Below are 13,951 nucleotides of genomic sequence, written 5' to 3'. Positions count from 1 at the left end.
GGACGCACGCCGTCGGGCGGCAGAGGAGAAAAGAGATATGGCAGATAAACCAAAACGTGTGATTGCCCTGGGTTTTTTCGACGGGGTTCATCTGGGCCACGGAGAGCTGCTCCGGGCGGTGAGGACTGCCGCCGACAAGCTGGAGGCCGCTCCCTGCGCCTTTACGTTCGACCGAAGCCCTACCGCCGTCATCACTGGACAGATGGTCCCGCTGTTGAGCAGTGTGGAAGATCGAATCTGGCTCATGCGCCGGTACTACGGCATCCAGGAGGTGATAGTGGCCTCCTTTGACGCCATGCAGCGGATGGACTGGCAGGATTTTATCACCGACTATCTGGTTCGGGAGCTGAATGTGGTCCATGTGGTGGCTGGGCATGACTTCCACTTCGGCTATATGGGGAAAGGAAATCCCCAGCGGCTGCGGGAGAAATGCGCCCAGCTCGGCCTGGGGTGTGACATCATCGGCAGGGTGGAGCAGGACGGCATCACCATCTCCTCCACCTATATCCGTACCCTGGTGGCCCAGGGGGAGATGGAGCGGGCTGGGGAGTTTCTGGGCCACCCCCATACGCTCACCGACCGGGTGGCCCATGGGAAGAAGATCGGCGGCTCCGCCCTGGGGTTTCCCACGGTCAATCTGCGGGTGCCGGCAGGGGTTATCGTCCCGGCCTTTGGGGTGTACGCCACTCGCGTCTGGTTCGACGGCCAGTGCCGGAACGGCGTGACAAATGTAGGCGTCCGGCCCACGGTAGAGGACAACGACGGCCGAGTGACGGTGGAGAGCTATATCCTGGACTTTGATGGGGACCTGTACGGCCATGAGATCCGGGTGGAGTTCTTCAAGCGCCTGCGGGGAGAGCGCCGGTTTCCCTCCCTGGAGGCCCTGGCGGACGAGATTGGACGCAACGCCGATCAGACCCGAGCCTATTTCCGCTCCCTGAACTGACCCGCCCCCGGAAAGAAAGGAGGCTTGTCCATTGGAACATCACCACTGGCGCTATGAAAAGATGTACCCCTGCCTATGGATCTACACCGCTATCCTGTTTTTTACTGGTCTGGTGTGGGCCGGTCCCAGGGATGTGCTGTCCGGCCTGGCCCGTATCGTCCTCACGGAGGACGCCCTGATCACCGACTATATCCTAGTGTCCGGGCCGGGGCCGGCTCTGGTCAACTCCGCCTTGGTGACCGCCATTTCCATTCTGGTCCTCCGGGCCTCACGGGAGCCCCTGAACGGAATGAGCCTGGTGGTCATCGGCCTGATGTCCGGCTTTTCCTTGTTCGGCAAAAACCCGGTGAACATCTGGCCCATACTGCTGGGCAGCTGGCTGTATGCCAAGAGCCGGAAGGAGCCCTTCGGCAAATACGCCGCCACTGGCCTGATGGCTACCGCCCTAGCCCCAGTGGTCAGCTACATCGCCCTGGACAACGGCTGGGGGACCCCCGCCTCCGGGGTGCTGGTAGGAGTGCTCATTGGCTTCATTATGCCGCCGCTTTCGGCCTATACCTACAAGGTGCAAAATGGTATGAACCTGTACAACATCGGCTTTGCCTGTGGGCTGGTGGCCTTTATCCTGGTTCCCCTCATGAGCTCCATGGGGGCCGATCCCACCACCTACTATCGGTGGGCGACTGGCTATGACCATATTTTCGCCCCCATGCTGGCCGCCCTGTGCCTGCTGCTGATTCTGGCCGGGCTGTTTTTCTGCAAAAGGCCGGTGTGGGCGGCGTGGGCGGGATACCGTCGTCTGCTCCAGACCAGCGGCCGTGCCCCCAGCGATTATCTTCGTATGTTTGGCGCCGCCCCAGTGCTTATCAACACGGGAGTCAACGGCCTGATTGGGATGACCTTTATTCTGGCCGGAGGGGGCGAACTCAACGGTCCGACCATCGGCGGCATCCTGACCATCATGGGTTTCTCCGCCTTTGGTAAACATGCCTTCAATATCATCCCAGTGATGGGAGGCGTCTTTTTGGGCAGCCTTGTGATGCACTGGTCTCTCAATGACCCGGCGGTCCAACTGGCCTGCCTGTTCTGCACCACCTTGGCCCCGGTGTCCGGGTACTTCGGCTGGCCCTATGGAGTGCTGGCCGGCTTCATCCACTCCTCGGTGGTGCTGTATACCGGCTCCCCAGTGGCGGGGATGAACTTGTACAACAACGGCTTCTCCGGCGGATTGGTGGCCATTGTGCTCTATGCCACTATCGTCGCCATCGCCCGGCACCGCAAGCCTGTCATCCAGGATCAGGATTACTTTGACCCCCTGGAGCACGATGAGCCCCTGGTGCCTCCGGACCCACAGCAGCTGACCGAAGAGGACGATACATAGCAAAAAGAGGATGCGGGACGGTTCCCGCATCCTCTTTCTTATCCTCCAAACAGCAGGCCCACAGCCCAAGAGGCGGCCAGAAAGCCGGTGAGATCGGCGCAAAGGGCCGCCGGGACAGCGTACCGGGTACGGGTGATGCCAACGGCCCCGAAATAGACGGCGATGGTGTAGAAGGTGGTTTCTGTAGAGCCCAGCATTACCGCCGCCGTCCGGCCCAGCTGGGAGTCGGGACCGTAGGTGGAAATGAGCTCCGCGCCTACACCCAGGGCGGCGGAGCCGCTGATGGGCCGGACCAGCATCAGGGGCAGCAGCTCCGGGTCCAGTCCCACCCGCTCCAGCAGAGGGGCCAGAGCCAGGGCGGCCAGCTCCAGGGTGCCGGAGGCTCGGAGCATATAGACCGCCGTCATCAGCCCCACCAGAGAGGGGACGATGCGGACCAGAGTAGACAGGCCCTCCCCCGCTCCCTGGACCAGGGAGGAGTACACATCCACCCGATGAAAGGCCCCATAGAGGGCCACCCCACAGATGGTAAAGGGGACGATCATGTTGAAAAAGAGCTGCACAGTCCGGAAGACCTCCCTGACGGAAACAGATTTGAATAGAGTTCAAGGGGAAAAAACAGGCGGCGGCCAGAATAAGCCAAACTCACTCTGGCCAGAGCTTTGCCAAGATTTTGCACATCAGAATCCCCACACTCACAGACAGGGCGGAAGCCAGCCACACCGCTGGAAGAATGTCAAAGGGAGAGGCGCACCCCTCCGCCGCCCGCACGGTGGCCACTGTGGTGGGGATGAGCTGGATGGAGGCGGTATTGCACACCACCAGCATACACAAACTGTCCGAGGCCACGCCGGGGCTCTTTTTGGCCATGCCCCGTGCGGCCTCCAGTCCCAGGGGAGTGGCGGCATTTCCCAGTCCCAGAAGGTTGGCCGAAACATTGGCGGAGATGCTGTCCATCACCGCCCGATCCCGGGCCATCTGGGGAAAGAGCCGTCGGAGCACCGGACCCAGCAGGCGGGACAGCCGATCGGCCAGACCGGACCGGCGCATGACCTCCATCACTCCGGTCCACAGGCACATCATCCCGGCGATGGAGAGGCACAGCTCCACCGCTGCCGAGGTGCCCTCCACCGCGGCGGCGGCCACCTCCGGCCCTCGGCCGGTGGCCAGACCGCACAGCACAGAGATGACCACCATCCCTGTCCAGATTACCGTCATCGTCATACTGCCCACCCCCTCTTGTCCCCATTTATACGGGCGGGCCCCGGCCGGTATGCCTGCCTTTTGAGAATTGGATAAATATGGGACAAAAATTAGGAAAATATCAGGTAAATTTTTCCTTTTCGCCCTTTTTCGACAGGAAAACATTGACAAAGTAAACTTTAACCAATACAATGATTTCAAACAATCCGCCGGCCCCCTCCCCGTGGGCCGGAGAAATATATAGAAAGGAAGAGAGCGATGAAATCCACCGGTATCGTGAGGAAAGTGGACGAACTGGGCCGGGTCGTACTGCCCATCGAGCTGCGCCGTACTTTGGGGATCGAGGAGAAAGATCCGCTGGAGATCTATATGGATGGGCCCAGCATCGTTTTGAGAAAGTATCAGGTTTCCTGCGTCTTTTGTGATAGTGAGAAGGACATTTTTTCGTTCCGGGGGAAAAATGTCTGCCGCAAATGTGCCGCGGGCCTTCAGCTGTTGAGCCAGTCCGACCTGGAGTGAAGACAAAAACAGGCAGTCATCCAAACGGATGACTGCCTGTTTGTTTTTCATCGGTCCACGGCCCGGTCATAGAGCTGCTTCCGGGGCAGGCCCAGCTCTTTGGCCGCCTGGCGGACAGCGTCCCGGAGGGATAGTCCCTCTCCCCGCAGGCGGTCCACCAGCAGCAGCCCGTCCTCCAGGGTGACCTCGCCCTCCTCCGTCGGCTCTGAGCCCCGGACCACCAGCACGAACTCCCCCTTGGGGGTGTTGTCCCGATAGTAGTCGGCCGCTTCCCCCAGGGTGGCGCGGCGGATCTCCTCATGGAGCTTGGTGAGCTCCCGGCATAGGGAGATGGGGCGGTCCGCTCCAAAGGTGTCCGCCAGGTCCCGGAGGGTGGCAGCCAGCTTGTGGGGGGCCTCATAGAACACCATGGTCCGTTCCTCCCCCCGAAGGGAGTCCAGGTGGGAGCGGCGGTTTTTCTTGTTCATGGGCAAAAAGCCCTCAAAGGTGAAGCGGCCTGTGGGCTGGCCGGAGGCCGCCAGAGCGGCTACCAGGGCACAGGGACCAGGGATGGGACACACTGGGATCCCCAGGGCGGCGCACTGGGCCACCAGCTCCTCGCCGGGGTCGGAGATGGCGGGCATCCCTGCGTCGGTCACCAGGGCGCAATTCTCTCCAGCCAGCAGCCGGTCCAGCACCGCCCGGCCGCCGCTGTCGGTATTGTGGCGGTGATAGGACACCATGGGCTTTTTCAGCCCCAGGTGATTGAGCAGTTTGATGGATACCCGTGTGTCTTCGGCGGCGATGAAGTCCGCTTGAGCCAGGGTGTCCGCCATCCGCTGGGAGATATCCCCTAGATTGCCAATGGGGGTGGGGACCAGATATAAGGTTCCGGCCATATGCCCTTCGCCTCCTCTGTCAGTGTCAAAAGATTCCTCCGTATTATACCATAGTTCTCTCTTTTGTGGTATTCTTTTCTTATCTGTTTGAGAGAGGCGGGAGAAAGCTCATGAAGACGGAACAGCTTGGCCCTTACAACCTTTCCTGGCCGGAAGGGGTATTTCCACTGGGGGGCGACGCCCTTGCCCTGGGGGAGTTCGCTACTGTGCGGCCCCGGTGGCGGGTGTGTGACCTGGGAACGGGGAGCGGCGTCCTGCTTTTGCTGCTGGCCCGGAGGGCGGAGGGCCTGTCCCTTACCGGGGTGGAGCTGGACCCCCTGTCCGCCCGAACCGCCCGGAACAATCTGGAGCGCAACGGTCTGGCGGGGGAGATCCTGCCCGCTGACCTGCGGTCCGTCCCTCTGCCTGCCGGGGCCTTTGACCTGGTGGTGTCCAACCCACCCTATTTTTCCCTGGGCAGTGGAGGGAGCGGCGGTGCCGCTCGGAGCGAGGAACACTGTGCCCTGGAGGAGCTGTGCGCCGCCGCCGCCCGACTGGTGCGGAATGGGGGGCGGTTTGCCCTGTGCCACCGGCCTGAACGGCTGACGGATGTGGTGTGCATCCTCCGGGCCAGCGGGCTGGAGCCTAAGCGGCTCAAACTGGTGTCCCACGGGCCGGGCCATCCGCCCTCCCTCCTGCTGGTGGAGGGGGTGCGGCAGGGGAAGCCGGGGCTGACCATCGAAGGATAAAACAGAGCCGGGACCGTTTGTGGACGGTCCCGGCTTTGTTTTGCCATATGGAGGAGAGAGGTCACCGGCGCTCCCGGACATTCGAGCGGCCCACCAAATAGTCCAGACTGACATCGAAGAAGTCAGCGATGGCGATCAGGCCGTGGAAGTCGGGAAAGCGCTGGGCATACTCATAGCATTGATAGGAGCTAAGGGCCAGACCAAGCTGTTCGGCCATCTCCCTCTGCTTCAGACCTCTTTCTTTTCGCAATAATTTCAACCGTTCACAAAATAGGGCCATATTTCCCTCCGAAATCTCTTGACACCTACTTTAAGCAAGTATATAATAATACTTGCTTAAAGTCCATAAAAATGAGGTGTTAAATATGCAACAACTTTTAGCCCAGCTCTTTTGGCTCAACGGGGAAGTGCCCGAGGCGGTGGAGCGCTTTCTGGACACGGTGCCCTCCTATCAGGCCGCCAAACGGGAGTATGAGCAGGCGGCCCGGCAGATCGAGGCGGCGGTGGGGCTCCCGGCGTACGAGGACTATTTCGCCAAGCTGGCCGACTTTGGCAGCTACCTCCAGGGGGGCTACTACGCCTTCGGACTGGGCCTCCGGCAGGAGCTGATCCGCCAGATGCTGGGGTGAGGGGGGCCCTACCGCTGGTAGCCGATGTACTTCTCCATGATGTCCAGGGGGACCCGGCTCCCCGTTTCCTCCCCAATCTTGACAAAGCCGTGCTTGCGGTAAAAATGCTGGGCCCGGTCGTTGTAGGGGGCACAGCGCAGCCGGAGCCTGTCCCGTCCCAGGGGGCGGAAGTAGGAAACGGCCTGCCCAACCAACTGGACGCCTAAGTTTTGCTCCCTCCGCTGAGGGTTCATGTAGCAGAAGGGGATGTACCCGGCGTTGTCGGTACTGTACCGCTCCTGGTCCAACTGGAGCAGGCCGACCGGCTCCTCCCCGGCCATGGCCACCGTCACCCCCCAGGGGGACTGGTCCAGGTGCTTTTGGGCGTCCCGGAGGAAGCCCGCGCCATCAAAGGGGATCTCCAGACCGTGGGTGGACTCCCAGGCATCCCGCCGAGCGCCCAGATACAGCTCCCGCTCGGTATCCCACCGGATGGGGCGGAACCACAGGTTCACGTCCTCCGCCTTCTGCTTGTCCTTCCGCCACCAGGCTTGCTTACCCAGGGTGGCCAGCTCCGGCGGCAGATGGGAGGCGTCGCTGTCAAAGACTACCTGGAACCGCTCTCCGTCAAAGGTGAGGCAGTTGACGGCGGTGTTCTCGCTGTGGCTGAGGGTGTGCCAGTCCTCTGGGGAGATGCCTTTCACATTGGCGAGAAATTGGCGGATAGCCGTGCCATGGCTGAATACGGCGACGGTCTGACCGGGGTGCTGCCGTGCCAGGGAGGTCAAGGCCCGCTCCAGCCGATCCCCCGCCTCGGCCAGACTCTCGCCGCCAGGGGCCCGCCAGGCAGGGTCGCTACGGTTGAAGGCCGCCATCCCCGCCGGATCAAAGTGCCGCACCTGCCCCCAAGTCTGGTCCTCCCAGTCCCCCAGATTGATTTCCCGGAGCTGGGGGTCAGTGTGGAGGGGCAGACCCTTGGGCACATAGATGGCCCGGGCGGTGGTACATGTGCGGTACAGGTCGCTGGACCAGACCGCGTCGATGTGGATATCCCGAAAGCGATCCTCCAGAGCCTTGATCTGGGCAAAGCCATTTTCTGTAATCAAGGCGTCATACCAGCCGTGGATGCGCCGGTGGAGGTTGCCCTCGGCCTCGGCGTGGCGGATGAGATAGATGGTGGTCATAGGCTACATTCCTTTATGTACGGCGGGGGGGGTGCATTCACCCCCCGCCTCTCATTTCAAAATGGATGAGCAGGGACAGCAGGGCCCGGAGCAGGATGACCGCCCCCAGCACCAGAAGCTCGTTCAGGTCCCGGACCAGCACGGTTTTGAGGATCTCGGCGGCCATCTTGAACTCCAAGCTGGTAGCCAACCCATTGGCCAGGTCGGCCTTGATGTTGACCGCCCGGTGGGTGATCAGTCCCCGGCAGTACCGGAAAAAGCCCCCCAGGGCGGACACGGCCACCACGAAAATGCCCATCAACTCACACAGGGAGATGACTGTGGGCAGGGTGCGCTCAATGACCAGATGGAGCACAGGCTCATCCTCCCATCTTCACAGAGATGGGATAGTATATGCAGGTTTCCAGGAGATCAACCCGGCCGACTTACCAGGGGAGGACCTTTCCCGTCAGCTCCCGGACCGCCGCAAGGCCCTGCCCGGCGGCGAGGACGGCCAGCCCGTCCCGGACCTTTAAGGGGGTATAGGGATCGGCAAACAGGGCGGTGCCCACCGCCACGGCACTGGCCCCCGCCAGCATCAGCTGGGCCGCGTCCTCCCCCTTGGACACGCCGCCCATGCCCAAGATGGGCACCTTGACAGCCTGGGCCACCTCCCACACCATCCGCACCGCCACGGGCAGCACAGCGGGGCCGGACAGGCCGCCGGTATTCATCTTTAAAATGGGGCGGCGGGTGTTCACGTCGATCCGCATCCCCCGGATGGTGTTGATGAGGGAAATGGCGTCCGCCCCGGCGCCCTCCACTGCCCTGGCGATCTCGGTGATGTCAGTGACATTGGGGGACAGCTTGACCATCACAGGGACCTGCCCCGCGTGGGCCTTGGCCACATGGGTGACCTCAGCGGCCAGCTCCGGCCGGGTGCCGTAGGCCAGCCCTCCAGCCTTCACGTTGGGGCAGGAGATGTTCACCTCTATCATGTCCACTCCGGCCCCAGCCAGCTTTTCGCACATAATGCCGTATTCCTCCGGGGTGTTGCCCGAGATGTTGGCGATCACCTTTGTGTCGTACTGCCGCAGGAAGGGCAGCTCCTCAGTGATAAAGGCGTCAACGCCGGGATTTTGCAGGCCCACGGAGTTGAGGATACCCATAGGGGTTTCCGCGATGCGAGGAGCGGGATTGCCCTCCCGTGGGAGCAGAGTCAGGCCCTTGGCACAGATGCCTCCCAGCTCCGACAGGTCAAAAAACTGGCTGTACTCCCGGCCGAATCCAAAGGTACCAGAGGCCACCACCACCGGATTTTTCATGGTCATCCCCGCCAGCGTGACGGACAAATTCACATCAGGCATCCCAGTCTACCTCCCTGGAATCAAATACCGGGCCGTCCTTGCATACATGCTTCCGGCTGCCGTCGGCCATGTCGCAGGCGCACACCAGACAGGCCCCCACGCCGCAGCCCATCCGCTCCTCCATAGACACCTGGCAGGGGATGCCAAACTCCTCCGCTACCTTCGCCACGTTCCGCAGCATGGGCTTGGGGCCGCAGGCCAGCACTCCGTCATAGCCCCTGTCCTCAGACAGCTCCCGGCGGACCAGGGCGTCCACAAAGCCGTGATGTCCCAGAGAGCCGTCATCAGTGGCGCACAGAACCTTGGCGCAGTCCTCCCGGAAGAAATCCTCTAAAATAATCTTGTCCCGGGAGCGGCCTCCCAGGATGGCGGTGGCCCTTCCCCCGGTGTACTGGGCGCAGCCCAGCATAGGCGGGATGCCGATGCCGCCACCCACCAGGAGGTAGCGGCCCTCCGGCTTCAGATCAAAGCCGTTGCCCGCCAGACCCAGCACATCCAGACTGTCCCCCAGCTCCCGGCCGGCCAGCCACCGGGTCCCCTCTCCCCGGACCTCAAAGACGATGGACAACAGGTCGTCGGGCTCGTCCTCCATACAGGAGCACACCGAGATGGGCCGCCGCAGCAGCAGCCCCTCCCCACACCGGATATGGACGAACTGACCGGGGGCCCGGAAGGAGGCGCGGATCATGTCTCCCACCTCCAGTGTCATATAGACGGCATCACCCACCTGCTCCTTGGACACAATCTTACATTCTCGTTCTACTTTCATAGACATCTCTGCTTTCTATACTGTGTTGAACCGGGAAAAGGGATAGTCACTTCTCCCAGGGGACCTTTTTGGACCTCTTGCTGGTAGACTGCTTCTCCTCCTGGGGGAAAGTCCGGCCCAATCCAGCCTGGCGCACAGCGCAGCTGGGACAGCCGATCAGGGGGCTGTGGCGGGTCCCGCAGTCGGGACAGGTGACCTGCTCCGCTTCCGGCTGGTCGGTCAGCGCGGCCCAGGCGCCAGGGGCGGCGGTGTACAGCTCCACCTTGCCGCACTGGGGGCAGGCGTACAGGTCCACCTCATAGCTGGGCAGACCCAAAGAGGAGAGCCCGCCGTACCCGTCGGAGCCGATGGAGAAATTCCGCAGTTTCCGGTGGAGGATGGCGCCGCAGGCAGGGCAGGGCTTGCCAGTGTTGATGTCGGCGCGGATGTCCTCCCCGTTTTCCAAATAGGGGGAATCCAAAATTTGGCGGAACAGCTCCGCCCGTTCCGGCCCCACGGTATTGTCCAGCCGATTGGCACAGTCCGAGCACACAGACTGCTTGGTGTTATGAAAGTCTATCTTTACCTTGTCGAACATACCCAGCTTCTGGCCGCATAGGACACAATTTGCCATGATACCGCCTCCTTGTTCCCGCACCGGGGCGGGGTCCTCCGTCTCTCCCGTTAAACGATGGTCACAAACTGCTTGATATCATCCCGCATGGCGATGGCGGCGTTTCTGGCGGCCTCCTGAAAATCATGGCCATCCCCACCAGTCTTTTGCCAGGCACACATAATGCCACGGGAGGAGTTGACAATGGCCCCGTGGCCATATTTGTCAAAGGCGTACCGCACATCGTCAGCGGTGCCCCCCTGAGCGCCGTAACCGGGGACCAGGAAGAAGGTATGCTCCAGCCGCTTCCGCAGGGCCCGGATGTCAGAGGGGTAGGTGGCTCCGGTGACGGCCCCAGCCATCGTATAGCCGTATTTGCCCTCGGTGCCGGCGGCGATGCGCTCGTTGAGGTCGCCCATTACCTGGTAGACCAGCCGGTCCCCGGCCACGATGTCCTGAAGCTCGCCGGAGCCGGGGTTGGAGGTCTTGACCAGGACAAAAACACACTTGCCCTCCTCCTTGGCGGCCTTCAGGAAGGGATTGATGGAGTCAGAGCCCATATATCCGTTCAGGGTGACGCAGTCGGCGTCAAAGGACTTGAACTGCTGGCCCTCGATGCTGGCCCCGGACAGCCAGCCCTCGGCGTAGGCGGCGGCGGTGGAGCCGATGTCCCCCCGCTTGATGTCAGCGATGACGAACAGCCCCTTGCTCTTGGCGTAGCGGATGGTCCGCTCCAGCATCTCCATGCCCTGCCAGCCCAGATTCTCGTAGTAGGCAGACTGGGGCTTCACCGCCGGAACGACGTCGCACAGGGCGTCAATCAGGCCCGCGTTGAACTGGTAGATGGCCTCGGCGGCCCCCTTCAGCCCCACGCCGTGCTCCTCAAAAGCGGCCCGGCGGATGTGTTCGGGAACATACTCAATCCGGGCGTCCAGCCCGGCTACGGTGGGGTTTTTCATGGCGCGTATCTTATCCTGTAATACGTCAAAAGACATAGCGTCCTTCCTCCTCTGTTTATGTGATGGCTCAGGCCTGGCGGTAGATGACCCGGCCCTTGACAATGGTATATTTCACCCGGCCCTTGACCTTCCAGCCGCCGAAGGGAGTATTCCGGGCCTTGGAAGCGAACCGCTCCGGGTCAACGGTCCACTCCTCATTGGGATCGAAGATGGTTAGGTCCCCGTCCACCCCAAGGGACATCCGACCCTTGGGCAGGTGGAGGATGTCAGAGGGGTTGGTGCTCATGCGGCGGATGATTTCAGGCAGCTCCATTTTGCCCGTGTGGTACAACTGGGTCAGCGTGATGGCCAGACTGGTCTCCAGCCCGATCATGCCGCTGGGCGCCCGGACAAGGGGGCGGGCCTTCTCCTCGGCGGAGTGGGGGGCGTGGTCAGTGGCGATGGCGTCTATGGTGCCGTCCTTCAGGCCGGCGATGATGCCCTTGACATCCTGGGCGGTGCGCAGGGGCGGGTTGACCCGTGCCAGGGAACCCTGGACCAGCACCTCGTCCTCGGTGAGGGTGAAGTATTGGGGGCAAGTCTCACAGGTGATGTGGATGCCCTTCTTTTTCATCTTTCGGATGATTTCCACGCTGCGGGCGGTGGACACATGGCAGATATGGACGTGGGCCCCGGTCTCCTCGGCCAGCATGGCGTCCCGCATGACCACCAGTTCCTCGGCGATGGCGGGCCGTCCCTCCAGCCAAAGCTGTCGGGATACGCTGCCCTCATTCACCGCCCGCCCCTCCACCATGGAGGTGTCCTCGCAGTGGCACAGGACCGGAATGTCCAACTGGCCGGCTTGGATCAATACATCCCGCATGAGATTTGCGTTGTCCACATTGTTCCCGTCATCCGACAGAGCTATGGCTCCCGCCTTTTTCAGCGCGTCGGCATCGGTGGGCTCCTCCCCGCGGAGCCCTTTGGACAGGGCGGCGATGGGGAAGATCTGGACCCCAGAGCCCTGGTTGGCCCTGTCCAGCACATACTGGACCTGCTCGGGGCAGTCCACTGTGGGGCTGGTGTTGGCCATGCAGGCCATGGCGGTGATGCCGCCACGGGCGGCCGCGTTGGAGCCGGTGATGATATCCTCCTTATAGGTGAGGCCGGGGTCCCGGAGGTGGACATGCATATCCACCAGGCCAGGGGAGACGGCCAGACCGGAGGCGTCGATGACCTGGTCAGCCTCTGCCTCCAGGCCGCGCTCAATCAGGACGATCTTTCCGTCCTCAATCAGGATATCCTGAAGTATGACGGCGGAGGTCACAGGGTGGACCACCCGCCCGTTTTTGATTAAAAGTTTCATGAGGTCCCTCCGGAAATGAAAAGCTATTTTTCAGCCGTGTTGTTTCGGCGCGCCGAAACGCATATCTATCTAACTGTAAATTATAGCGGAAGGCGCAAAATTTCGCAACGGATTTTACAATTAAATTTGGAGCGGGGAGGCCGTCAGGCACGCAGAGCTTTGTAGAAGCGCCCCGCCTTGGCAAAAAGCCAAGGCGGGGCGTTTTTGAGAGCGGGCAAGGGCCGGCAGCCTGCTGTCTGATCACTTTTTAGCCTTCACAAAAGGGAACATAAGAGCGTATAACAGCGCCTCATCAAGTTAAAATAGGAATATTACTTTGATGGGAGGGCTTAGTATGAATGCTCACACAATCACAGCCGAACAGATTGCCAGGTATGGCGAGCATCTGAGGGAGGAGGAGCGCGCCCCCGGTACCGTCGAAAACTATCTGCGAAATGTAGACCGCTTTGTATTCTGGCTGGCCGGACGTGCCGTGACCAGAGAGAAGGCAGTCGAATGGAAGGAGCATCTGGTGTCCTGCCGCTACGCTCCGGCCACTATAAATGGAATGTTGTCCGCGCTCAACAGCTTCTTTTCCTACTTTGGTTGGCAGGAGTGCCGGGTGAAGGCGCTGCGTGTCCAGCGGCGGGCATTCCGTGACCCTTCCCGGGAGCTGACGCGGGAGGAGTATGAACACCTGATCGAAACGGCCCGCCTGCTGGGACGGGAGCGCCTTGCCCTGGTACTGGAAACCATAGGGGCCACCGGGGTCCGGGTGTCTGAGGTCCGCTATCTCACCGTGGAGGCCGCCCGGAGTGGCCGGGCCGAGATATCCCTAAAGGGGAAGATCCGCACCATTCTGCTTCCGGGCAAGCTGTGCCGCAAGCTTCTAAAATATGCCCGAAAAGAAAAAATCGCCTCCGGCGAGGTGTTTCGCACCGGCGGCGGCAAAAGCCTGTCCAGAAAACAGATATGGTCAGAGATGAAGAACCTGTGCCATCATGCCGGGGTGGAGCCGTCCAAGGTCTTTCCCCACAACCTGCGGCACCTATTTGCCACCGTCTTTTACCGGGCCTGTGGGGATATCGTCAAGCTGGCTGATGTGCTGGGCCACTCCAGCATCGAAACGACGCGCATCTATCTGCTGACCTCCGGGGCGGAACACATCCGAACCCTGGACCGGCTCCGTCTGGTCTGCTAGACAAAATGATTATTTTGTCAATAGGAAAGCCGCCGGAAAGCGATTTAGGTCAGACATTTTTCTCCCGTACTTAAAGAGGAAAAGGAAAATCAAGGAAAAAATTGGAAAAATGTGTATGAAAGTTAAGCCGTCGGAGAAAAAATTCTCATACGGTCCGGTTTTTATACTGTTAAACTTGCATTCTCTTTTGGAGTGCGTTACAATAATGCCATGGATGGTCGGCTCTGTTAGCGGATGTGTGACCAAATAATCATTTTGTTACACAATAGGCATATGTCAACAGCAAGAGTCACCGCAAAATAATCATTTAGTC

At 61.1% G+C, this 13,951-nt stretch carries 17 protein-coding genes; 6 read left to right on the top strand and 11 right to left on the bottom strand.

Translation table 11 applies throughout. The features are described from left to right. The first annotated feature begins 37 nt into the window (after positions 1–37). Positions 38–946, top strand: a complete 909-nt coding sequence (gene ribF, locus ACEVJK_RS03160) for a riboflavin biosynthesis protein RibF (protein WP_147571003.1) — start codon at positions 38–40, stop codon at positions 944–946. 31 nt (positions 947–977) lie between these two features. Next, positions 978–2,327: a DUF1576 domain-containing protein gene (locus tag ACEVJK_RS03155; protein ID WP_240286860.1), complete on the top strand. Its 1,350-nt coding sequence runs from the start codon at positions 978–980 to the stop codon at positions 2,325–2,327. 38 nt (positions 2,328–2,365) lie between these two features. Here ACEVJK_RS03155 and ACEVJK_RS03150 read toward each other — a convergent pair whose 3' ends face one another. Beyond that, a complete protein-coding gene (locus ACEVJK_RS03150; RefSeq protein WP_374739943.1) occupies positions 2,366–2,890 on the bottom strand; it encodes a spore maturation protein in 525 nt (174 codons plus the stop codon). Between the two features lie 82 nt (positions 2,891–2,972). Next, the gene (locus ACEVJK_RS03145; protein ID WP_147571002.1) at positions 2,973–3,551 is read right to left on the bottom strand and encodes a nucleoside recognition domain-containing protein; all 579 of its coding nucleotides are present in this window, start codon (positions 3,549–3,551) and stop codon (positions 2,973–2,975) included. Positions 3,552–3,788: 237 nt separating this feature from the next. On the opposite strand from ACEVJK_RS03145, the gene ACEVJK_RS03140 reads away from it, so the two are divergent. Continuing rightward, positions 3,789–4,049 carry an AbrB/MazE/SpoVT family DNA-binding domain-containing protein gene (locus tag ACEVJK_RS03140; protein ID WP_186852175.1) on the top strand — a complete coding sequence of 87 codons (261 nt, stop codon included), beginning with the start codon at positions 3,789–3,791 and terminating at the stop codon, positions 4,047–4,049. A gap of 47 nt (positions 4,050–4,096) precedes the next feature. Here ACEVJK_RS03140 and rsmI read toward each other — a convergent pair whose 3' ends face one another. Further along, positions 4,097–4,927, bottom strand: a complete 831-nt coding sequence (gene rsmI, locus ACEVJK_RS03135; RefSeq protein ID WP_262669489.1) for a 16S rRNA (cytidine(1402)-2'-O)-methyltransferase — start codon at positions 4,925–4,927, stop codon at positions 4,097–4,099. 110 nt (positions 4,928–5,037) lie between these two features. On the opposite strand from rsmI, the gene ACEVJK_RS03130 reads away from it, so the two are divergent. Next, positions 5,038–5,655 carry a tRNA1(Val) (adenine(37)-N6)-methyltransferase gene (locus tag ACEVJK_RS03130; RefSeq protein ID WP_374739942.1) on the top strand — a complete coding sequence of 206 codons (618 nt, stop codon included), beginning with the start codon at positions 5,038–5,040 and terminating at the stop codon, positions 5,653–5,655. A gap of 61 nt (positions 5,656–5,716) precedes the next feature. On the opposite strand, the gene ACEVJK_RS03125 is transcribed toward ACEVJK_RS03130, so the two are convergent. Beyond that, the gene (locus tag ACEVJK_RS03125) at positions 5,717–5,935 is read right to left on the bottom strand and encodes a helix-turn-helix domain-containing protein (RefSeq protein WP_262669491.1); all 219 of its coding nucleotides are present in this window, start codon (positions 5,933–5,935) and stop codon (positions 5,717–5,719) included. A gap of 85 nt (positions 5,936–6,020) precedes the next feature. Here ACEVJK_RS03125 and ACEVJK_RS03120 point away from each other — a divergent pair, with 85 nt between their 5' ends. Beyond that, complete coding sequence (locus ACEVJK_RS03120) at positions 6,021–6,284, top strand: hypothetical protein (protein ID WP_147570950.1); 264 nt, start codon at positions 6,021–6,023, stop codon at positions 6,282–6,284. Positions 6,285–6,292: 8 nt separating this feature from the next. Here ACEVJK_RS03120 and ACEVJK_RS03115 read toward each other — a convergent pair whose 3' ends face one another. The 7 genes from ACEVJK_RS03115 to ACEVJK_RS03085 form a co-directional block, all read right to left on the bottom strand. Then, positions 6,293–7,447 carry a bifunctional histidine phosphatase family protein/GNAT family N-acetyltransferase gene (locus ACEVJK_RS03115; RefSeq protein ID WP_147570949.1) on the bottom strand — a complete coding sequence of 385 codons (1,155 nt, stop codon included), beginning with the start codon at positions 7,445–7,447 and terminating at the stop codon, positions 6,293–6,295. Positions 7,448–7,484: 37 nt separating this feature from the next. Continuing rightward, positions 7,485–7,802 carry a DUF1622 domain-containing protein gene (locus tag ACEVJK_RS03110; protein WP_147570948.1) on the bottom strand — a complete coding sequence of 106 codons (318 nt, stop codon included), beginning with the start codon at positions 7,800–7,802 and terminating at the stop codon, positions 7,485–7,487. A 70-nt stretch (positions 7,803–7,872) separates the two neighbouring features. Next, complete coding sequence (locus tag ACEVJK_RS03105; RefSeq protein WP_240286866.1) at positions 7,873–8,793, bottom strand: dihydroorotate dehydrogenase; 921 nt, start codon at positions 8,791–8,793, stop codon at positions 7,873–7,875. Then, positions 8,786–9,562 (bottom strand): dihydroorotate dehydrogenase electron transfer subunit, encoded by a 777-nt coding sequence (locus ACEVJK_RS03100; RefSeq protein WP_147570946.1) that lies wholly within the window; start codon positions 9,560–9,562, stop codon positions 8,786–8,788. Before ACEVJK_RS03100 ends, ACEVJK_RS03105 begins: the two co-directional genes overlap by 8 nt. A gap of 46 nt (positions 9,563–9,608) precedes the next feature. Further along, complete coding sequence (locus ACEVJK_RS03095; protein WP_186852170.1) at positions 9,609–10,175, bottom strand: hypothetical protein; 567 nt, start codon at positions 10,173–10,175, stop codon at positions 9,609–9,611. 50 nt (positions 10,176–10,225) lie between these two features. Beyond that, complete coding sequence (gene pyrF / locus ACEVJK_RS03090; RefSeq protein WP_147570944.1) at positions 10,226–11,149, bottom strand: orotidine-5'-phosphate decarboxylase; 924 nt, start codon at positions 11,147–11,149, stop codon at positions 10,226–10,228. Between the two features lie 31 nt (positions 11,150–11,180). Then, the gene (locus tag ACEVJK_RS03085; protein WP_147570943.1) at positions 11,181–12,458 is read right to left on the bottom strand and encodes a dihydroorotase; all 1,278 of its coding nucleotides are present in this window, start codon (positions 12,456–12,458) and stop codon (positions 11,181–11,183) included. Between the two features lie 334 nt (positions 12,459–12,792). Here ACEVJK_RS03085 and ACEVJK_RS03080 point away from each other — a divergent pair, with 334 nt between their 5' ends. Then, positions 12,793–13,638, top strand: a complete 846-nt coding sequence (locus ACEVJK_RS03080; protein WP_186852168.1) for a tyrosine-type recombinase/integrase — start codon at positions 12,793–12,795, stop codon at positions 13,636–13,638. The last annotated feature ends 313 nt before the right edge of the window (positions 13,639–13,951 follow it).

This window comes from Flintibacter sp. P01028 (genome assembly GCF_041925235.1).
In the GTDB taxonomy this organism is placed as follows: domain Bacteria; phylum Bacillota; class Clostridia; order Oscillospirales; family Oscillospiraceae; genus Lawsonibacter; species Lawsonibacter aceti.
The sequence above is the reverse complement of the archived record's forward strand: the minus strand, read 5'-3'. Positions and strand labels throughout refer to the sequence as shown.